Consider the following 20,026-nt stretch of genomic DNA (forward strand, 5'->3'; position numbering starts at 1 on the left):
CAACTCTAGGTGATGGTGTTGTGGAGGACCGCACCCGAGCGCACGGTGCGCAGGCATCGCGGCAGCACGGCGTCCGGTTCCAGGCGCGGCAGCGGCGGCACGCCGGCCCGCGGGTCGGTGGACCAGCGCTGCACGCGGCTGTCCGGGGTGGCCACGACGAGGTCGGTCGCGTCCCAGATCGCGTAGTGCGCCGGCGCGCCCGGGACGAGGCTGCCGGTGACGCCGTCGTTGACTCCGGCGGCGCGGTGCCCGGCGCGGGTGTGGGCGGTGAACGCGGCCCGCGGGGACAGGCCCGCGCCCGGCGTGCGGTGGTAGGCGGCCGCGCGGACGCTCGCCCACGGGTCCAGCGGGGTGACGGGCGCGTCGGACCCGAAGGCCAGCACTACGCCTTCGGCGGCCAGGACCGAGAACGGGTTGAGCCCGGCCGCGCGGTCGGCGCCGAGCCGTTCGGCGTACATGCCTTCCTCGCCGCCCCAGAGCGCGTCGAACAGCGGCTGCATCGAGGCGACGACGCCCCAGCCGGCCAGCAGCTTCGCCTGCTCGGCGGTGACCATCTCGAGGTGCTCGAGGCGGTGGTGGCGGGCGGCGAGCGCGCGTTGCCCGACCTGCTTTTCGGCCAGGCGGAAGCCTTCGACCACCTCCGCGACCGCGGCGTCGCCGATGACGTGGAACCCGGCCTGCAGACCGGCTTCGGTGCACGCGGCCAGGTGCTCGCCGATGCGTGCGGCGTCGAGGTAGCGCGTCCCGGAGCCGTCGTGGTCGGCGTAAGGCTCGCTCAGGGCCGCGGTGCGGGAGCCGAGCGCGCCGTCGACGAACAGGTCGCCGGCCAGGCCGCGGGCGCCGAGCTCGCGGGCCGTGTCGACGGCGTCGAGCTCGCCCCAGTAGCCCACGACCTCGGGGGTGTCGGGGCCGGCGAGGGTGAGCAGGGCGGCCAGGTCGTCGCGGCCGGAGATGTCGGGGCCGGCGCATTCGTGCACGCTCACCACGCCCCGGGCGGCGGCCTCGGCCAGGAACGCGCGCTGGGCGCGGTCGCGCTGCTCCGAGGTGATCGCGGCGCGCACGGCCGCGCGGACGGCGTGGTGGGCGGCCCGGGTCAGCGGGCCCTCGGGTGACCAGCCGTCGGCGGCGCGGGCGGCGGGGGCCAGCTCGACCAGCGCGGTGGAGACCAGCGCGGAGTGGACGTCGACGCGGCTGAGGTAGACCGGGACGCCGCCGGCGGCGTCGTCGAGCTCGGTGCGGCTGGGCAGCCGCGGGTCGGTCCAGCCGCTCTCGTCCCAGCCGTGGGCGAGCAGGACCTGCCCCGGAACGGCGGCTGCGCGGACGCGGGCGAGCAGCTCGGCGCGGTCGTGGACGCCGGTGAGGTCGAGGCCGGTCAGGTGCAGGCCGGTGGCGGTGGCGTGGACGTGCGCGTCGACGAACGCGGGCGCCACGAACGCGCCCTGGAGGTCGACGATCTCGGCTTTGGCGTGCAGCGCGCGGGCCGGGGCGTCCTGCCCGACCCAGACCACGGTGCCGCCGGTGACCGCCATCGCCGTGGCGTCCGGGCCGGCGGGGGTGTAGACGCGGCCGCCGAGCAGGAGCGTTGTGTGTTCGTCCGTCACGTCGTCGAGTTTGCCCCGCGTCTCCCGGCTTCCTCCACCTGGGGGAAGACATGCCAGCAGGCAGGAAGATTTACTCCGTGAGAACGTTATGACAGGATATTTTAACGCGTTCCCGACGACTAGGAGTACAAGTGACTGCGACCCAGGAACCTGTGACGCCTGCCGCCGCCTTCGACCAGCCCTACGAGTACGCCCGCGCCGAGCTGGTGGAACCCGACTGGCGCCGCTTCCCGGGCTGGCACGACGTGACCGAGGCCGAGTGGCGTGACGCGCAGTGGCAGCGAGTGCACTGCATCCGCAACGCCAAGCAGCTGCGCGCCCTGATGGGCGACCTGCTGGAGGAGCGTTTCTACGACGACCTGCTCGCCGACCAGCGCGAGCTGGCGACGATGTCGATGCTGCTGCCGCCGCAGATGATCAACACGATGGCGCCCACAGCGGGCACCGACCCGGCGAAGGTGACCGAGGCGTTCTACGCCGACCCGATCCGCCGCTACATGCTCCCGGTCAAGAGCGACCGCGACCCGACGTGGCCGAGCCACCCGCACTCGGAGCGCGACTCGCTGCACGAGGCCGAGATGTGGGTCGTGGAGGGCCTGACCCACCGCTACCCGACGAAGGTGCTGGCCGAGATGATCTCGACCTGCCCCCAGTACTGCGGCCACTGCACCCGCATGGACCTGGTCGGCAACTCCACGGAGACGGTCGAGAAGCACAAGCTCACGCTCAAGCCGGTCGACCGCCAGGACGCGATGATCGCGTACCTCAAGAAGACACCGGGCGTGCGCGACGTGGTGGTCTCCGGCGGCGACGTGGCGAACGTGCCGTGGCCGCAGCTGGAGTCGTTCCTGATGCGCCTGATGGACATCGACACGGTCCGCGACATCCGCCTGGCGACGAAGGCACTGGCGGCGCTCCCGCAGCACTGGATCCAGCCGAAGGTCGTCGAAGGCCTCGAGCGCGTCGCGGTGACGGCCCAGCGCCGCGGCGTCAACCTGGCGATCCACACCCACGTCAACCACGCGCAGTCGGTGACGCCGCTGGTGGCGGAGGCGGCCCAGACGGCGCTGAACGTGGGTGTCCGCGACGTCCGCAACCAGGGCGTGCTGATGCGAGGGGTCAACGCGACGCCGGCGCAGCTGCTGGACCTGTGTTTCGCGTTGCAGGGCGAGGCGAACATCCTGCCGTACTACTTCTACATGTGCGACATGATCCCGAACGCGGAGCACTGGCGGGTTTCGGTGCACGAGGCGCAGGAGCTGCAGCACTCGATCATGGGGTACCTCCCGGGGTACGCGACGCCGCGCATCGTGTGCGACGTGCCGTACGTCGGGAAGCGGTGGGTGCACCAGCTGGCCGATTACGATCGGGAGCTGGGGATTTCGTACTGGACGAAGAACTACCGGACCGGGATCGAGCTGGACGACCCGGAGGCGCTGCAGCGCCGTTACCCGTACTACGACCCGATCTCGACGCTGCCCGAGGCCGGGCGGACCTGGTGGGCGAACCAGCCCCGCTGACGCCGCTGAGGGGGTGCCGCACGGTCGCGGCACCCCCTCGACTCAGTCCAGCAAAAGCGGCGAAGGCAGCTCGTGCCCCGGGTGCATCCGCAACAGGCCGTGCACCACGCCGGCCAGTCCCGACATCAGGCTCGGGGAGAACGCCTCGCGGGCCAGGCCGCCGACCGGGCCGCGTTGCTCGAGGCTGGTCAGCAGCTCCGCGTCGATCTCGTCGCGGCTCGGGCCGTCCCACGTCGGGTCGGCGAGCCGGATCGCCTCCAGCATCTCCCACAGGCCGATGTCGCCGTGGCACAGCGTGTGGCTCCAGCCGAAACCCTCGGCCGCACTCGCGCGAGCGGCGCGGACCGCCATCTCGAGCCGTCGCGGGTCGCCCGTGCGGTGGTGCAGGTCGAGCATCGCCAGCCCGATGCCCGCGCTGCCGTGGCACCAGCTGGTGAAGAAGTCGTCCTCGCTGCCGATCCGGGCGTCGAACCAGTTGCCGGCCTCGGGCCGGTAAAGCCATTCCTGATAGGCGAAAGCCTGCTCGGCCAGCTCCTGCCAGCCGGCCCGGTCCGCCGGCGTGCCCGCTTCGCTGAGCGCGAGCCGGGTCAACGTCCAGCCGATGCCGGTGGCGCCGTGGGCGAACCCGCCGATGCCTTCGGGGTTGAGCCGGGTGGGCCAGCGGGCGCCGTGGTCCTCGCGGACCGCCAGCTCCCCCAGCCGGTTGCCCACCGCCGCGGCCACCGGCAGCCACTCCGGCCGTCCGGTCGCGGCCAGGCCGAGCAGCGGGACCGCCGCGCCCGCGACGCCGTTGAGCAGGTCCACCTCGCGGTCCTCGGCGATCATGCGCCCGTCGGAGAACTGCCCGGCGCGCTCGGCCGCCCGGTCCAGCAGCCAGTCCCAGCCCAGCACCCGGTGCAGCGCAAGCCACGTCCACACCTGCGACGCCGCCCCGCTGAACGCCCCGGCCGACGGCGTCTCGGTCAGCTCCTCGACGCTCTTGAGCACCCGCAGCGCGCCGTCGAAGCACTCCTGCACCCCGGGGACTTCGTCGGCGCGGCCGGCGCGGACCTCGGCCAGGTACTCGGCCAGGGTGAGCACCACGCCGCCCTGGCCGGTGTAGAGGTCGGCGGGCAGGACCCGGATCGACCAGCCTGCCGGAGTGAACACCGGGCTGACCCAGGTGACCGTCCCGTCCGCGCCGCCGACCGCGCCGTCGCACAGCCGCCGGACCAGCTGCGCCGCCAGCGCCCGGCGGCGGCGTTCCCGGTCGCGGCAGTGCGGGTCGCGGGCCGGGTACTGGCGGCGCGAGGGCAGGGTCCGTTCGTTGAGGTAGGCCCCGACCAGCGCGTCCTGGATGATCGACTCCTCGAACGGCAGGTCGGCCTCGCGCCAGTCGGCCACCGACGCCGCGATCGCCGCGCGGTCCACCTCGAAGCTGAACAACGGGACGTCGCCGGCCTGCAGGTCGGCGATCTCCGCGTCGATCGTCGCGCGGTCCTGGGGCGCGCCGTGCAGGACCTTCGCGTTGCGCAGCAGGATGTCGCGCCCCCGCTCGGTCGCGGCCGCCTCGTCGTGCAGCGACGCCGGGTGCCACAGCATCCGGCCGATGTCGACGTAGGCCTGCGTCGGCCGCAGGATCCGGCGGGCCTCGACGCCTTCGAAGTGCCGCAGCAGGTGGAAAGCGTCGCCGCCGGGGCGGGTGTCGAGCCGGTGCAGGTGCGCGGTCATCTCGCGGAAGCCCTCGACCACGCGGTCCCAGTGCGCGTGCAGCACCGCCGTCGGGCTGGGGTGGTTCCCGGCGGTCGGCATCTCGACCAGGTCGACCTCCAGGCGCGCGGCCGCCGTGCCCGCGCCGGCGATGACCGGCGCCGGGATCCGGGGCTGCTGCCCGGGCAGCGCGCCGAGCCCGGAGATGTCCACCCCGCCGAGCGCGTACCCCGTGCCGCGCACCGGAAGCAGCCCGGTGCGCAGGACCGTGCGGCGGATCGCGGCGGTGGCGACGTCGACGGCGTCACCCTGGCCGCTGGCTGGGAAGTCCGCGGGCGCGTCGAAGAGCGTCTCGGCGTCCACGATGACCGGCACCGGGCCCGCGGCGATCATGTTCTCCGCGTGCATGTCGGTGCCCCCGCACAGCCGCAGGACCGCCAGCCAGTGCCCGATGTTGCGGTAGAAGACGCTCAGCTCGCGCTCGTCGGCGCAGTAGCGCGGCTCGACGAAGTCCGCCCACGCGTAGCCTTCGCGCAGTTGCACCGCGGGCACCCGGATCCGCTCGGCGAGCCCCGGCGCGCCGGGGAAGTCCTCGTAGGCGTCGCGGATCAGGGCCGCGAGCGCGACGTCGATCGCCGAGTTCCGCGGCTTGTACATGACGGTGCCGTCACCGACGTCGACGCGGCTGACCGTCAGGCCGCCCCGGTGCGTGTCGCCGCGCCCGAACGTGACCGCCCGCAGCGGCCCGCGCAGCGGGTCCGCGAACCGCGGCCGGTCCGCGGCCAGCCGGGCGGCGAACCCGGCGACGGCGGCCACCGACAACCTGGCCACCTGCGCGATACGCCGCGGAAGAACCGGGTACCGCCCATCGAGGGTGGTCAGGTAGTCGTCCCGCGTCGCGTCCTCGACGTACTGCGCCCAGGCCGCGGCGTCGTCCTCCGCGCCGCCGGCCAGCCGCCGGGCGTGCAGCTCGATGAGGAACACCCGGGACACCTTCGCGTGCAGCGAATGGACCAGCGCGTCACTCCCCGCCGCCAGCACGACGGCGCGCTCGTCCGGCGTCAGGCCGGGAATCGCGTCGAGCTCGTCGGCCAGGCCGCCGTGCCACGGTCGCGCGAGAGCGCGGACCGGACCGCCGAACGGCAGGGTTTCGCTTTCCGCTGAATCGAGCAACACCGGCCTCCACCTGTTTGCGACCCGAGCGCGCCCGCGCACCCGGAAACCGGGAAACGCGGGCGCTTTTGGCGAGAAGCGAGCTCGTCAGCAGCACCAGCTGCCGTGTGAGCCGCTCGGGCTGGAACAGAACGCGTACAGCATGTCGGTCGGGTCGACCAGCGCGGCTTCGGCGGCGTTTCCGCCGACGTACAGCGGACCGGCGGGGTTCGCCAGGCCGTGCGCCGTTTCCGAACCCGACAGCCAGCCTTCCACAATGGCAGCAGAATCCACAGTGCGCATGGAACCTCCAGGTCGACAAAAGGATCTGAACACGACCTGCGGAGTCTAGACAATCCACGTCATCCGATTCGACGACCATTCGGACGCAACCGGGGGCTCGGCGGGGAATCCGATCAAAGTCGGTTTTCTCCGGTTTCCGGAATTTGATCACCACGGATGATGACGGCAAAAATACCGTGATTGTTTACTTCGAGCCGAGTTCACGCTCCAGCTCGGCCGCTTCGCCGGCGCCCAGGCTCCGGTAGATCGCGAGAGCGTCGCGGAGCCCCTCTTCGGCCGCCCGGTGCTCCCCCAGCGCTTTCGCCACGCGGGCGAGCCCGGCCAGCGCCGCGGCGCGTTCCAGCGGGCTGGCGATCTCCAACGCGAGCTCGAGCGCCTCGGTGTAGCGGCGCCGGGCCGCCTCCGGTTCGCCGGCGGCCAGGTGCCATGCCCCGTAGCTGTTCGAGGTGATGGTCTTGCCGAACCGGTCATCGAGCTTCCCGAAGATGTTCTCGGCCTCGTCCAGCAGCGGCCGCGCGTGCTTCAGCCGTCCGGTCTTCGTGAGCAGGTCGGCGAGCTCCCGGCGCACCGACGCCTTGCCGACGGCTTCGTCGAACGTCTCGTACAGCTCCATCGCGCGACGCAGGACCTCCTCGCCGGTGACGAAGTCGCCGAGGTGGCAGTGCACGATGCCGAGCTCGATCTGCGCCATGGCGGAACCCGCGAGATCACCCAGCTTTTCGTAGAGCTCGATGGCCGTCTCGAAGTCCGTGCGCGCTTCGGCGTACCTCCCCTGCGCCCGGTTCACACTGCCGAGCACCGAAGACGTCTGCCCCTCGCCGAGGACCTGCCCGGCCACGCGGAAGAGCTCCCGCGCCCGCATCGCCGCGTCACGGGCGCGGGGGTAGTCGTCGGTGAACAACCACACGTGCGCGAGCCCCTTGAGAGCGGCCGCCTGCCCCAGCCGGTCTTCCAGCTCCTCGTAGATCCCCAGCGCTCGCTCGTTCGCCGCGACGCTCCGCGGGTACTCGTCCTGGAAGTAGTCCAGGTTGGCCAGTTCGACCAGGACCCCGGCTCGCTCCCGCTCCAAACCGTCCTGTTCGCACAAGGCGAGCGCGTCGGTGAACGCCCGGCGCGCGTCGACGTGGTCCCCGGTCTGGATCCAGACTTGGCCGAGGCCGGCCCAGGCGTGCGCCTCGTCGCCGGTGAGGCCCAGCTCGGCGAAGAGCCGGCCCGCGGCGCCCAGGGCGGTCTCGGCCTCCTCGTAGCGGTCGGCGTGGAACTGCGCCTTCCCGAGCTCGAGCAGCGTCCTGGCTTCGGCCTCGGGATCCCCCCAGGCGCGGGCGCAGTCGACCGCCCGCTGGTGGACGCGCACTGTCAGGTCCCATGGTCCGCTGCGTCCCAGGTACGGGGCCAGCACCAGCGAGAAGTCCACGACCGTCTCGGGCGCTTCCGCGCTGTCCAGGCAGGCCAGCAGGTTCTCCCGCTCGGCGTCGAACCAGCTCGCCGCCGCGCGGTCGTCCCCCAGCGGCGGGAGGGATTCGTCGGCCACTTCCGTGCCGTGCGCGAGCCGGTAGTTGGCCGCCGCTCCGCAAGTCAGGTAGAACTCCAGCAGCGACTCCCGGGCCGCCGTGCGGAGACCGGGCTCGTCGTCCTCGACCCGCTCGCGTGCGTACTCCGCGATGAGGTCGTGCATCTGGTAGCGGCCCAGCGTCGGCTCCTCCACGAGGTGTTCGTGGTACAGCTCGTCGAGACGGGCCGCCGCCTCGGACGGGCGGCAGCCGCACAACCCGGCTGCCGCGAACGGTTCGAGACTGTCGCCGGGGTGCAGACCGAGGAACCGGAAGAAGCGCTGCTGCTCGCCGGAGAGGTCGCGGTACGACAGTTCGAACGCCGCGGCGACGGCGCGGGACTGCGCGCGGATGACGGGCAGCTTGTTCGACGCCTCGGCGAGCTCGTCGGCGAGATGGGCGACGGTGAGCGCCCGGCGGTTCCGGAACCGCGCCGCCAGGATCGCCACGGCCAGGGGCAACCCGCCGGCGAGCCCGACCAGCCGGGTCAATGCGGCCTGCTCGTTCACCGGACGGCCCGCCAGCCCGCGGAACACCGCCTCGGCTTCTCCGGTCGGCAGCGGCGGCAGATCGATCGACATCGCGTCGAGCTCGCTCAGCCTCCGCCGGCTGGTCACCAGGACCAGGCCGCGGCCCTCGCCGGGCAGCAACGGTTCGATCTGCCGGTGGTCGGCGGCGTTGTCCAGCACCAGCACCATCCGCTTGCCGCTGACCGAGCTCCGCCACAGTGCGGCGCGCCGGTCGGTTTCGGCCGGCAGGTCCAGCGGGTCCACCCCGACCGCGGTCAGCAACGCCGCCAGCGCGTCCCGCGGCGCGACCGGCTCGCGTCCGGGACTGTGGCCGTGCAGGTCGAGGTAGTGGCGGCCGTCGGGGAAGTGCGCGGCGAACCGGTGCGCCGCGTGAACGGCGAAAGCCGTCTTGCCGACGCCGGGCATTCCGTCGATGGCGTGAACGGCCACGACCGCCCCCGTCGGGTTTTCGACGGCGTCGGCGATCAGGCGGAGTTCGGTCTCGCGGCCTTCGAAGGAGTGAACGTCCCGGCGCAGCGTGCTCACCGGCGCGGCCGGCTCGCTCTCGGCCGGCATGTCGTCGAGGCGCTCGCGCAGACGGATCAGCTCGTCGAACGCCTCCGTGACCGCAAGCCGCCGCTCTTCCTTCACCGTCTCGGAACTGGCCAGGTCCTGCAGGCACCGGGAAATGTAGTCGACCACGGACTGCCGCTCAGGCGGGTGCTCGCCTTGCCCGTTTTCCCATTTCGACAGCGTGGTGTCGGACGTCTTCACCCGGCGCGCCACGACGCGCTGGGTCAGCCCGGCATCACGCCGGAGCGCTCCCAGCAACGCGCCGAAGTTCCGGTAGCTGGTGTGCCAGACGTCGGCAGGAGTGGCCTTCACCCCTGCACAATCGCGCCCCGGCCGCGGAGTGCTACCGCTAGCCTTCGAAGCGGAGGTGGGGGCCGTGGACCGTCCGAGCTACCACACGACCGACAACATCACCCGCGACGTCGCCGGCTCGGTCGTCCAGACCGGGGTTGTGCACGGCGGCATCCACGTCCACGCCGGCCGCGCGCAGCACGTGCCGCGGCAGCTTCCCCCGCCTCCGGCCCACTTCAGCGGGCGGACCGACGAGCTGCGGACGCTGACCGACGCGCTGGCCGGTAGCGACCGGCCCGGCATCGTGGTCTTGACCGGCCCGGGCGGCGTCGGGAAGTCCGCGCTCGCGGCGCACTGGCTGCACCACGCGCGTGCCCGGTACCCCGACGGGCAGCTGTTCGCGGGACTGTCCGCACACGGGCCGGACGGACCTGCCGGGCCCGTCGACGTCCTCGGCGATCTCCTCCACGGGCTGGGCGTGGCGCCGTCGGACCAGCCGGCCGGGGAACCCCAGCGCGCGGCGTTGTACCGCTCGCTCACGGCCGGCCGGGCGATCGCCGTGCTGCTGGACGACGCCGCCTCGAGCGCGCAGGTCGTGGCGCTGCTCCCGGGGTCCCCGCGGAGCGCGGTGGTGGTGACCAGCCGACGCCGGCTGAGCGGCCTCGTCGCACACGGCAGCGTCGCTGTTCCCGTGGACGCCTTGCCGCCGGACGCGGCGGTGCAGCTGCTGGGCCGCGCGGTCGGCCGGGAACGCGTGCTCGCCGAGGCGGAGTCGGCGCGTGCGGTCGCCGAACTGTGCGGCGGCATGCCGATCGCGCTGCACATCGCCGCGGCGCGGCTGGTGGTCCGGCCGCACTGGCCGGTGGCGGCCGTGGCCGGGGAGCTCGCCGACGAACGCCGCCGTCTGGGGGCTCTCGTGGACGAGGACGGGGCCCTGTCCGTGGCGACCTGCTTCGATCTCTCCTACCGCGGGCTTCCACCGGTCGCGGCTCGTCTCTACCGGCTGCTCGGGCTGTACCCCGGACCCGACTTCGGCGGTGGTGTCGCGGCCGCGCTGGCGGGCACGCCGGTGGCGGAGGCCGACCACGTCCTCGGCGTGCTGGTCGACGCGAACATGATCACCGACATCGCGTTCGACCGCTACCGCCTGCACGACCTGGCGCGACTGCACGCCCAGCGCTGGGCGGAGCGGGAAGATCCGCCGTCCGGCCGGGAGCAGGCGGTGCGATCGGCCCTCCAGTGGTACCGCGACCGGGCCGCGTCGGCCGACGGCACGGCGACACCGCTGCGCTCGCGCCTCGCTCCCGTGCCGGAACCGGCGGAGTTCACGGCACGGGGACCGGCGCTGGACTGGCTCGAGCGGGAGCTGCCGAACCTGACCGCCTGCCTGCACGCCGCCTTCGCCCGCGGCTGGGACGAGCTGGTGTGCCGGCTCTACGACGCGCTTTGGGGGCTGTTCCTCTACCGCGGGCACTACGCCGAGTGGATCTGCGCCGGCGCGATCGCCGTGGAAGCCGCCGCCCGGTCCGGGGACGTCCGGGCCGAAGTGCGCATGGTGAACCAGGCCGCCGCCGTCCACCTGCGCATCGGTGAGCCGGAGCGCGCGGTGGAGCCCTACCGGCGGGCGGTGACCTTGGCGCGCTCGACCGGCGACTGGGCCGGCGAGGCCACCGCGCTGGAGGGACTGGGCGCCGCGACGCACGCGAGCGGCCGCGTCGCCGAGGCGATCGAGCACTACCGCGACGCCCTCGAGCTGAACGAAGTGCACGGACGGCACCGCGGGACCGCGCTCCTGCTCGGCTACCTCGGCCACGCGCTCGCCGAGCAGGGCGACGGGGACGCCGCCGTCGGCCACTTCGAGCGGTCGGCGCGGCTGGCGGAGTCCATCGGGGACCTCCACTGCCAGGCGCAGGCCGTCGCCGGGCTGGGCGCGGCTCACGCAGCCCGCGGCGCCCACGCCGAAGCGGTGGCCGAGCTGCGGCGTGTGCTGCGTTCGCTCCCGTCGTCGGAGGCCGCCGCGCTGCGGGTCCCCGTGCTGGAGAAGCTCGCCGAGGTCTTGGCGGACTCCGGTGACCCCGAAGGCGCCCGGCGGTACTGGGAGGACGCACTCGCCGCGTACGCCGCCATGGACGACCCGCACGCCGAGCGGGTCCGGGCTCGGCTCCGGGCGCTGCCGCCGCGCGCGGACTGAGTGCCGGGTCACCCGATCGGCTCCGGCAGCGGAGCCGGTGACACCGGCACGCCGTGCACCGGCTCGGCCAGACCGAGCAGGTCGTAACAGGTGCGGCGCAGAATCGCCAGCGCCTGTCCGGGCCGGGTGGTGATGGCCCGCACCAGCGTCGCGCGTTCGTCGTCGGTCGGCGGTTGCACCCGGGACACCTGCGGCGCCAGGGGACTGTTTAGGTGCAGCGGGGTCGCGATCCTCGACAGCGCCTCGGCGGGGCTGCCCGGCCGCACGCCGGCCGCCGGGCTCATCAAGGTGGGCACACCGAGCGCGCCCGCGTACTGGAGAACCGAGCCGAAGTCGCCGACCGCGACGTCGGCGGCGACGAGCGCACTCCGCCAGCCCTCTTCCGGCGGCAGCACGACCAGCCCGTGGTCGCGGGCCCGGGCCAGCCAGGCGAGCACCTGCCGTCGGCTGTAGGCGTACCAGATGAAGGGGTGGAGCACCGCCACCACCACGTGTTCCGAGCGCGGCAGCTCCAGCACCAACCGGGCGAAGATCGTCGGATCCGTGCCGAAGAGGGAGTCCTTCGACCAGGTCGAGGTGGCCACCACGACCCGCTGCGCCGGCGACGCGCCGAGCTCCCGGCGGTACCGGTCGCGGTAGGCCCGGCCGGCCAGCATCCGGTCGAACGACGGGTCACCCGCGACGACCGCACTGGGCAGCGCCTCGGGACAGGCGCCGGCCAAGACGCGCTTCTCCTCGTCGGTCGCCAGGGCCAGCGTGGCGGGAACCGCTTCGCCGTGGTGGCGGCTGAAGTCACCGTCGTGCCCGGTCCGGGACCCGAGGCTGCTCGCACCGTGGGGCATCAGGAGGACGGGCCCGTCCAGCTCGGCGACCCCCCACCGGCAGGCCGCGAGCACGAGGTCGAACCGCGTGGTCACCGCCTGCCGCCACGGGATGGACAGGCCCCCGAGCCGGCGGACATACTCGCCGATGCCGGCCCACCGGTACCCGGTCTCCGGGACCGTCAGCATCACCTGTACGCGCATGTCGCTTTCCAGCGCGGGCAGGACGTCCAGCAGTCGCTCCCCCGCCTGGACGTGCGGGACCACGGCGAGCACCCGCTTGACCCCCGGACGGCTCATCCAGTATTCCGCGACGCGGTCGCCGGCGACGATCACCCGGTCGGCGACCGGCGGGTCGAAAGCGGGGTTCGGTGTGGACACGGGGATCTCCTCTGCTCCGGCTGCCCGGAGCGCGGCGTGGCGCCGGGGCAGCGTTGACGGAGGAATCGTGAGGCCGTTCTCGGGGCTGCCGGGCCGGCGCGGGAATTCCCGTGCTTGGCGATCCGTCGTGCCTGGTGCGGGCATTGTCGCCGGCGGACGGCGCGAAAGTTTCGGGAATGGCATGTGGTCAGCCGCCCTTCCCGCACGGATGAATCTCGATGCGGTCGAGGCTGGTGACCGTCTTCGCCTCGTTCACGCCGGTGACTTCGACCGCGATGCCGAGCCACGCCTGCGCGTCGATCTCGGGCACCGGGCCGACCCGGCCGGCCCACCGGGTTCCGCCGTCGGAGTCGTGCATCGGCAGTGTGAACGTGCTGCCCGGGGCCGTCACCCGGATCACCGCCGACTTCGCGCGGGGCGAGACGGTCACCCCCACGAGCGAGGAGGTCGGTTCGTTCCCGCACTTGCCGTCGTCCGCCTCGGCGAGGCGCCGGTACTGGACCCACGAGCCGGTGACGGCCGGGGGCGCGTCGACCTCGCCGCTGGGTTCGGGCGCCCCGGAAGCCGGCTGTGTGGTGCCGGTCGGAGACGGCGGTGCCTGGACCGGCGGCGGGGCGGTGCTCGTGCCGGGTGTCGGCTCGGGTGTGGGGGTCGGGCTCGGGCTGGAGGTGGCGGAGAGCGAAGTCGCGGGCGCGGCGATCGGCGGCGCCGGGCTCGGGGACGTGCCGGACGGAACGAGCACGACCACCAGCGCCAGCGCCACAGTGGACACCCCGGCGGCCATCGTGGCCTTCGGGTACTTGAACGCGGCCGCCACCCGATCGAGCAGGTGTCCGGCCAGCGCGAGGCCGGGGATCCCCAGCAGGAGCCTCAACAGGGCCTTCCGGTCCTCGCCGCGCTTCTTGCAGGATCGGCAGCCGCTGACGTGCTTGCGGATCTCCTGCAGGAGTTCCGGGGAGTCCTTCTGGTGCTCGGCGAGGTCGGCTGGTCCCCGGCAGCCGCGTGGCCAGCTGATGAGCACCACGGCCGTGGCGGCCTCTTGGAGCGCTTCCCGGCCCCGGCGGCGTGCGTTCTTGAGCTTGGAGAACGGCAAGCCGAGCCGGGCGGCCAGTTGGCGTTCCGTGGTGCCCGTCAGCGGCACCTCGAAGAAGAGATCGATGTCCTCCTGCGGAAATCCGTCCAGAAAGCTCCAGACCCGGTCGAGCAGCTCGGCGAGCTTGATCCGTGCTTCCCGGTCCGAGCCGGCCGGCAGTTCGACGCGCTCCCAGTCGACGTCGCTCATGACTTTCCGGATCTTCTGCTGCCGCCGCACGAAGTCCTGGGCCGTCGTGATCGCGACGCGGCAGAGCCACGCCGCCGGATCGCGCACGATGCCGACGGGAAAAGTCCGCAGCGCCTTGAGGACGGCGTCGTGAGTCACGTCGTCGGCGTCCTGCTCGTTCTTGACGATCCAGAGGCATGCCGCGCGCATGGCGGGCCAATGCTGTTCAATGGCTCGAACGGGTTCGCGGTCCCGAGCGGACCGCGCGTTTTCAGGTGATTCCACAACGTCTAGACGTTGGGAGTCCGCCGCTGGGGCGACTGCGGAAAAAACATCACACCTTAGGCTCGATCTCCGGGCAAGTGCGGCACAGCCGTACCCGACACGCTGACGCGTAGTCCTTTTCCCGCCGCCGAAAGGGTGGTAACGCCGGTCAGCGGTAGGGGCGGAAAAAGTCCCGCAGCTCCTGGGCGTAGATCTCCGGCTCCTCGAACGCCGCGAAGTGCCCGCCCCGAGCCGGTTCCGAGACGTGGACGGTGTTCGCCGTGCGGTCCAGCCACTCTCGCGGCGGGAGCACGACGTCCCCCGGGAAGAGGGCGAAGCCGGACGGGACCTCGACGCGGCGGGCGAGCTGAGCCGGGGCGATCCGGGCGTTCGCGCGGTAGGTGCGCATCGACGAGCCGATCGTCTCGGTCAGCCAGTACAGCGTGACGTTGGTCAGGATTTCGTCGCGGGTGAACGGGAAGCCGTCGCTCCACGCGTGCAGCTTCTCCACTATCCAGGCCGCCAGCCCGGCCGGCGAGTCGTTCAGGCCCATCGCGGCGGTCTGGGGTCTTGTGCGGTGGATCGCGGCGTACGCGCCTTCGGAGGCGCCCCACGCCGCCGCGTTCGTCAGCCACTCGCGCTCCGGTGGGGTCAGCTCCGCCGGGTCACCGGTGAACACCGGGAGGCCGGCGTCCGTGCGGTGGACGGCGGCGACCCGATCGGGGTGGTCCAGCGCCAGATAGCGGCTGACGTGGCTGCCCATGTCCCCGCCCGCCGCGCCGAAGCGCTGGTACCCCAGCTGCGTCATCAGCTCGGCCCATAGGCCGGCGACGGCGATCGAGTCCAGCGGCGCGCCCGGCCGCTCGGAGTACCCGAAGCCCGGCATGTCCGGCACGACGACGTCGAAGGCGTCGGCGGGGTCACCACCGAATGCGGCGGGGTCGGTCAGCAGCGGGATAACCTTCGTGTACCGCCAGAAGGAGTCCGGCCAGCCGTGGCAGAGCACCAGCGGCAGCACCGGCCCGGCCGGCCCGGCCGGCTCGACGGCCCGGACGTGCGCGAAGTGGATGCCGAGGCCACCGACCGGGGTGCGGAAGCGCGGGATGGCGTTCAGCTCGGCCTCGCGGGCGGGCCAGTCGAAGCCGTCCGCCCAGTAGGCGACGAGATCACGCAGGTAGCCGACGTCGGTCCCGATGGACCATCCGGCGTCTTCGGGAGCGTCCGGCCAGCGCGTGGCGCGGAGTCTCGTGCGGAGGTCTTCGAGAACCGCCGGAGCGGTCTGCGGGGCGAAAGTCTCCATGGGACGACTCTACGAGCAGCGGTAACGGTTGCGCATTGTCCCGTAACAGGAGTTTCCCGCGCGTCGACTCGTGAGTCGCCTGCTCCGGCACCGACTCACGAGGAGGAAGAATGACGACGGATTCGTTCGCTCGCGAACAGGAGAACCTCGCCAGGAAGATCGTCATCGGGATCATGTGGACCGCCTTGATCGTCGCTCCCCTCTTCCTGGGCGGGCTGGCGTTCTTCTTCGTGGTCCGTGCCTTCGCGGGCGGTTTCACCGCCGGTCTCCGCAGTTTCGCCGCGGTGGTGCTGCCGCTGATGGTGCTGACGTTCGTCGTCGCACCGAAACTCGGCGGAAGCCGGCGGGGCGACGCGCCCGCCACGACGCGGGCCCGCATCCCCGACCTCCCCCTTTGGCTGGCCACGACCGGAATGGCCGCGGTCGGGGCGGTGCTGATGCAGCTGCTGAACATCTCGACCTCGATCCCGATCGTCGAGCTGGTCCTGTCCGCCGGCTTTTCGTTCATCCTCTACCTGTGGGCGGACGACCGGGACCGGGCGGCGCCCTACTGCCTGGGCCTGGTCATCGGCGCGCTCGGCTACGTGATCATCCTCGGTGTCCCGCACGTCTGAACTCCACAGTGGACAGCACGGACTTCAGCAGCGCCACCACCGCCGCTGACTTCGTGTCGTCCAGAAATCGAAGCCCCATGAAGTTGTCGCCCGGTGTGAAGCCGGGCAACGCCCAGATCGCTTCGTACGGCATTCCGACGCGCCGGTAGTGGCGCAGGCTGTAGACGTTGCTGAACAAGCACTTCCCCGGATCCGGGTTCCACAGCCGCCGCGCGAAGGCCGGGTTGCGGAAGCCGTGTCCGACTTCGGCGGTGGCTTGGACCTGCTTGCGGCCGGTGAACAGCACCACGTCGCCCGTGGTGACGGTGTCCATCCGGCGGTCGTACTTGTCCTTGGCGCCCCAGAACCGCGCCCGGCCGGCGGGGTGCAGCGCGGTCAGGCGCGCGAGGTCGGCCGGGTCGAGCAGGTCAGCGAGGGCACCGAAGTCCACCGTCTTCTCGAGCGACTCAGCCCCGTAGCGGCGGGCGTCGGGAGTGCCGTAGGACGGCTGGATGAAGACCTGGACCACGGCCGCACGCTACCGGGTCACCTTTCGCCCGCCACGACCTGTGCCGGGGACACCCTCGGCTCCTGGGCCGGAATGCCGGCGCGGGCGGGAAGGGGATCGTCGGTGACCTTGGCCCAGCCACGCACCCCCGCCGGCGCGCGCCAGCCGGGTACGTCTTCGGCCACTTGGTCGTGCACGACGAGCGCGTGGCTGCAGTGCTCGTGCCACGAGCTGATCGTCGCCGCACGGGTGCGGGCCCGGCGCAGGTCGCCGTGCAGCGCGAGCAGTGCGTGCACGAGACCCGCTGGAGTCCGCCCGTCGCACACCGGGCAGGTGCACGGCCACAGCTGCGCCAGATCGGGAGTGTCCGTGAAGACCCGGCCGAGCGTCTCAAGGCGGTGGTAGGCCAGCAGCGAGGATAGGTGTGCCGGAGCGCGCTGGTCGTGCCGACCGCGCCCGCGTGCGCCCCGTGGCACAACGCGCCGACCGCGGCGATGTCGGACCTGAGCAGGATCACCGGCACCTCGACGGCGGCCGGCAGCCGCAGGAACCCTCGGACCAGGTACTGGATCCCGAACGGGTCGTCGCGGTGCTCGACCGCGATCGCGACCGGAGCACCGGACGCGTTGATCTCGCGGACCAGCGCGCCGCACGCGGCGTTCGTGGCGAACCAGCGCGCGGCCAGAGGCAGCACGGCCACCACCGGAGATCGACGGTGCGCCGCGGCGCTGAGGATCGTGCGCAGTCCCCGGATGTCGTAGAGGGCGACGTACCCGGAGTCGGTGAGGGGAAGCAGCCCGAGCGCGGCTTGCCTGCCGAGCCGTGCGGGGTGTGTTCCCCGGGCGGCGCCGACACGGTCGTTTCCCGAGTACCGGTCGGCGTCACACAGCAGCGGTCCGGTGAACCCGTGGTCACGCAGGCCCTGGACGGTTCGCTCGAGATCTCCGCCGGTCAGCACCAGCCCGGCGTCCCACGCTTCGGCGATCTCCGCCGCGCCGAACGCCGCGCGTGACCGGCGGCGTCACCGGTGGTCACACGGGTGCGATCGACAATCCGCGGAACGGGCCGGCGGTTCGCTGCGGAGTGTGCGGGCCGGGACGCCTGTGGGTGAGTTCAGCCGCCGTGGGTGGATTCGCTCTGGTAGGTCGTGTACGTGTACGGGTTGTCCAGGATCTTCGCCTCCGGGATGTCCGGGTTCATCCCCTGCCGCCACGCCTCCTCGCCCAGTTGCCCGCGCAGGTAGTCGACCGTCGACTCCACCTCGCGGCGGACCGCCGGCAGATCCACCTCCACGAGACGGCCGTCGCGCTTGACCACGCGGCCGTCGACCAGCACCGTGTGGACGTCGCCGCGCTGGGCCTGGAATGCCACGTGACCGTACGGGTTCAGCAGCGGGAACGACGCCGGTGAATGCACGTTCTTCAGCAGCACCACGTCCGCCTTCTTGCCGACCGCCAGGCTGCCGATGTCCGTGCGGCCCAGCGCGGCCGCGCCGCCGCGGGTGGCCCACTCCACCACCTGCTCGGCCCGCAGCGCCGCGTGCGTCACCGTTTCGCCCTTCGCGTGCGCCTCCAGGTGCTCGCGGGACCGGTCCGCGCCCAGCGTCGCGCGCATCGCCGAAAACAGGTCGCCGCTCCACCAGACCGACGTGTCCATCGACAGGGACACCGGGATCCCGTACTGCCGCAGCGCCCAGGTGGGCGGGTAACCCTGGCCCGCGCTCTGCTCGCTCTCCGTCGACACCGACACCGACCCGCCGGTCGCGGCGATCCGGTGGTAGGAGTCGGCCGAGAGGGACGCGCTGTGCACGTAGATCGTCGACGGGGTCATGAACCCGTGGTCGTGCATCAGCTTGATGCCCTCGTCACCGGTCGCGCCCCACACGCCCGCGTGCGTCGTCACCGGCACGCCCAGCTCGCGCGCCACCTCGAACGCCGCCTGCTCCGGGAACGCCGGGTCGCCGGTGACGTCGAACGCGAGCTGGAAGCCCAGGTCGCCGCCGGTGCGGCGGGCGACGAAGTCGCGGAACTCCGGCGTGCCGGTCCAGTTCGCCGGCGAGTCCTGGATGTTGCCGTAGGCCAGCACGAACCGGCCGGGCACCGATTCCAGCGCGTCCGCGGCCGCGTCGGCGTGCTGGGTCGTCTGCAGGCCGTGTGACCAGTCCACTGTGGTCGTGACGCCCGCTTCGAGGGCTTCGAGCGCGCCCAGCCGGTTGCCCGCGTAGATGTCCTCGGGGCGGAACACCTTGCCCCATTCGAGGTAGTACCAGACGAAGTACTGCGTGAGCGTCCAGTCGGCGCCGTACCCGCGCATCGCCGTCTGCCACAGGTGCCGGTGGGTGTCGACCATGCCCGGCATGACGATCCCGCCGGTCGCGTCGATCTCGGTCGTGCCCGGTGGCACCTCCAGCGCGGGCCCGATCGCGGTGATCCGGTCGCCGGTCACCAGGACGTCCTCACCGGCGAGCACCCGGTGGGTGTCGTCGAGGGTCAGCACTGTGCCGCCTCGCAGGACGATCGATCCGGACATCGCTGCCTCCAGTCGCGTACACTCGTCCGCTCTACGGACACTCGACGGTGGAGACACCCTTGCCCAGTGCCGCACCGGTGTCAATCCCCACCGCTACGCTGCCGGGGAGGACCGCTGCAGGAGGAGGACGCGCATGCCACGCGAGGGAACGGGGCCCGACTTCATCGAAGCGCTGGCCCGCGGGCTCGAGGTGATCACCGCGTTCCGCCCCCACCAGCGGGAGATGACACTCGCGGAGGTGGCGACGGCGGCGAACCTGGCCCGCCCGACCGCGCGGCGGATCCTGCTGACGCTGGAAGAGCTCGGTTACGTCCGGGCGAGCGGACGCGGGTACACGCTCACCCCGCGCGTGCTCGACCTCGGTGTCGCCTACGTGCGCTCGACGGGCCTGTGGGACGTCGCCCGCCCGCACCTGGAACGCCTGGTCGAACGCACCGGCGAGTCGTGCTCGATCGCCCAGCTCGACGGCTCCGACATCGTCTACGTCGCCCGCGTCGCGGTGCCGAAGATCGTCGGGCTCACCGTGCAGATCGGCACCCGCTTCCCGGCCCTGCCGACGTCGCTGGGCAAGGTGCAGCTGGCCGCGCTGCCGCCGGACGAGCTGGACGCGGTGCTGGCCGAGCCGACCCGGTCCGGGCTCGTCGCGCGCTGGCAGCCCGACCGCGCCGAGCGTGACGCCGCCCTGCGGGAGGTCCGGGCCCGCGGCTGGGCACTCACCGACGAGCAGCTCGCGCTGGGCATCCGTTCGGTCGCCGCGCCGCTGCGCGACGGGTCCGGCCGGGTGATCGCCGGCGTCAACGTCAACTGCCACGCCGCGGAGACGTCCGTGGAACGGCTCCTGGACCACCACCTGCCGCTGCTGCTGCAGGCCGCCGGGGACATCAGCGCCGACTTCGCCCGGCTGGACGAGGTCCCGCACGTCACCGTGCCCGCCGTGTCTTGACCGACGGCGCAGTCGGGGAGCAAACTACGGACAGGAGTCCGTCAGGC

The 20,026-nt window shown here is 72.5% G+C and carries 15 protein-coding genes; 5 read left to right on the forward strand and 10 right to left on the reverse strand.

Features of this window, described 5'->3' with window-relative positions; translation table 11 throughout:
- Positions 1-5: 5 nt before the first annotated feature.
- Entirely contained in the window at positions 6-1,601 is a 1,596-nt protein-coding gene (locus ACZ61C_RS10205; RefSeq protein WP_465305007.1) for an amidohydrolase, read from the reverse strand.
- A gap of 131 nt (positions 1,602-1,732) precedes the next feature.
- On the opposite strand from ACZ61C_RS10205, the gene ACZ61C_RS10210 reads away from it, so the two are divergent.
- A complete protein-coding gene (locus ACZ61C_RS10210) occupies positions 1,733-3,121 on the forward strand; it encodes a KamA family radical SAM protein (RefSeq protein ID WP_465305009.1) in 1,389 nt (462 codons plus the stop codon).
- Positions 3,122-3,163: 42 nt separating this feature from the next.
- On the opposite strand, the gene ACZ61C_RS10215 is transcribed toward ACZ61C_RS10210, so the two are convergent.
- The 3 genes from ACZ61C_RS10215 to ACZ61C_RS10225 all read right to left on the reverse strand — a co-directional run bounded on the left by ACZ61C_RS10215 (position 3,164) and on the right by ACZ61C_RS10225 (position 9,209).
- Positions 3,164-5,986, reverse strand: a complete 2,823-nt coding sequence (locus tag ACZ61C_RS10215; protein ID WP_465305011.1) for a type 2 lanthipeptide synthetase LanM family protein — start codon at positions 5,984-5,986, stop codon at positions 3,164-3,166.
- 84 nt (positions 5,987-6,070) lie between these two features.
- Positions 6,071-6,265, reverse strand: a complete 195-nt coding sequence (locus ACZ61C_RS10220) for a DUF6229 family protein (RefSeq protein ID WP_465305013.1) — start codon at positions 6,263-6,265, stop codon at positions 6,071-6,073.
- Between the two features lie 184 nt (positions 6,266-6,449).
- Entirely contained in the window at positions 6,450-9,209 is a 2,760-nt protein-coding gene (locus ACZ61C_RS10225) for a tetratricopeptide repeat protein (protein ID WP_465305015.1), read from the reverse strand.
- Positions 9,210-9,273: 64 nt separating this feature from the next.
- Here ACZ61C_RS10225 and ACZ61C_RS10230 point away from each other — a divergent pair, with 64 nt between their 5' ends.
- The gene (locus ACZ61C_RS10230) at positions 9,274-11,379 is read left to right on the forward strand and encodes an ATP-binding protein (protein ID WP_465305017.1); all 2,106 of its coding nucleotides are present in this window, start codon (positions 9,274-9,276) and stop codon (positions 11,377-11,379) included.
- Positions 11,380-11,387: 8 nt separating this feature from the next.
- Here ACZ61C_RS10230 and ACZ61C_RS10235 read toward each other — a convergent pair whose 3' ends face one another.
- The 3 genes from ACZ61C_RS10235 to ACZ61C_RS10245 all read right to left on the reverse strand — a co-directional run bounded on the left by ACZ61C_RS10235 (position 11,388) and on the right by ACZ61C_RS10245 (position 15,406).
- Entirely contained in the window at positions 11,388-12,581 is a 1,194-nt protein-coding gene (locus ACZ61C_RS10235) for a hypothetical protein (RefSeq protein WP_465305019.1), read from the reverse strand.
- 187 nt (positions 12,582-12,768) lie between these two features.
- Positions 12,769-14,127, reverse strand: a complete 1,359-nt coding sequence (locus tag ACZ61C_RS10240) for an RNA polymerase sigma factor (protein ID WP_465305021.1) — start codon at positions 14,125-14,127, stop codon at positions 12,769-12,771.
- Between the two features lie 148 nt (positions 14,128-14,275).
- Positions 14,276-15,406: an epoxide hydrolase family protein gene (locus tag ACZ61C_RS10245; RefSeq protein ID WP_465305023.1), complete on the reverse strand. Its 1,131-nt coding sequence runs from the start codon at positions 15,404-15,406 to the stop codon at positions 14,276-14,278.
- Positions 15,407-15,516: 110 nt separating this feature from the next.
- Here ACZ61C_RS10245 and ACZ61C_RS10250 point away from each other — a divergent pair, with 110 nt between their 5' ends.
- Positions 15,517-16,020 (forward strand): hypothetical protein, encoded by a 504-nt coding sequence (locus ACZ61C_RS10250; protein ID WP_465305025.1) that lies wholly within the window; start codon positions 15,517-15,519, stop codon positions 16,018-16,020.
- Here ACZ61C_RS10250 and ACZ61C_RS10255 read toward each other — a convergent pair.
- Positions 15,995-16,528: a hypothetical protein gene (locus ACZ61C_RS10255; protein ID WP_465305027.1), complete on the reverse strand. Its 534-nt coding sequence runs from the start codon at positions 16,526-16,528 to the stop codon at positions 15,995-15,997. The two genes, ACZ61C_RS10250 and ACZ61C_RS10255, sit on opposite strands and share 26 nt — an antisense overlap.
- 17 nt (positions 16,529-16,545) lie before the next feature.
- Positions 16,546-16,803, reverse strand: coding sequence for a hypothetical protein (locus tag ACZ61C_RS10260; RefSeq protein ID WP_465305029.1), 258 nt, complete (start codon positions 16,801-16,803; stop codon positions 16,546-16,548).
- A gap of 128 nt (positions 16,804-16,931) precedes the next feature.
- Here ACZ61C_RS10260 and ACZ61C_RS10265 point away from each other — a divergent pair, with 128 nt between their 5' ends.
- Complete coding sequence (locus tag ACZ61C_RS10265) at positions 16,932-17,519, forward strand: hypothetical protein (RefSeq protein ID WP_465305031.1); 588 nt, start codon at positions 16,932-16,934, stop codon at positions 17,517-17,519.
- 101 nt (positions 17,520-17,620) lie between these two features.
- On the opposite strand, the gene ACZ61C_RS10270 is transcribed toward ACZ61C_RS10265, so the two are convergent.
- On the reverse strand, positions 17,621-19,036 hold the full coding sequence (locus ACZ61C_RS10270) for an amidohydrolase family protein (RefSeq protein WP_465305033.1): 1,416 nt from the start codon (positions 19,034-19,036) through the stop codon (positions 17,621-17,623).
- Between the two features lie 133 nt (positions 19,037-19,169).
- Between ACZ61C_RS10270 and ACZ61C_RS10275 the strand changes: the two genes are divergently transcribed.
- Positions 19,170-19,979, forward strand: coding sequence for an IclR family transcriptional regulator domain-containing protein (locus tag ACZ61C_RS10275; RefSeq protein ID WP_465305035.1), 810 nt, complete (start codon positions 19,170-19,172; stop codon positions 19,977-19,979).
- The last annotated feature ends 47 nt before the right edge of the window (positions 19,980-20,026 follow it).

This window comes from Amycolatopsis sp. NPDC104587 (assembly GCF_055583645.1).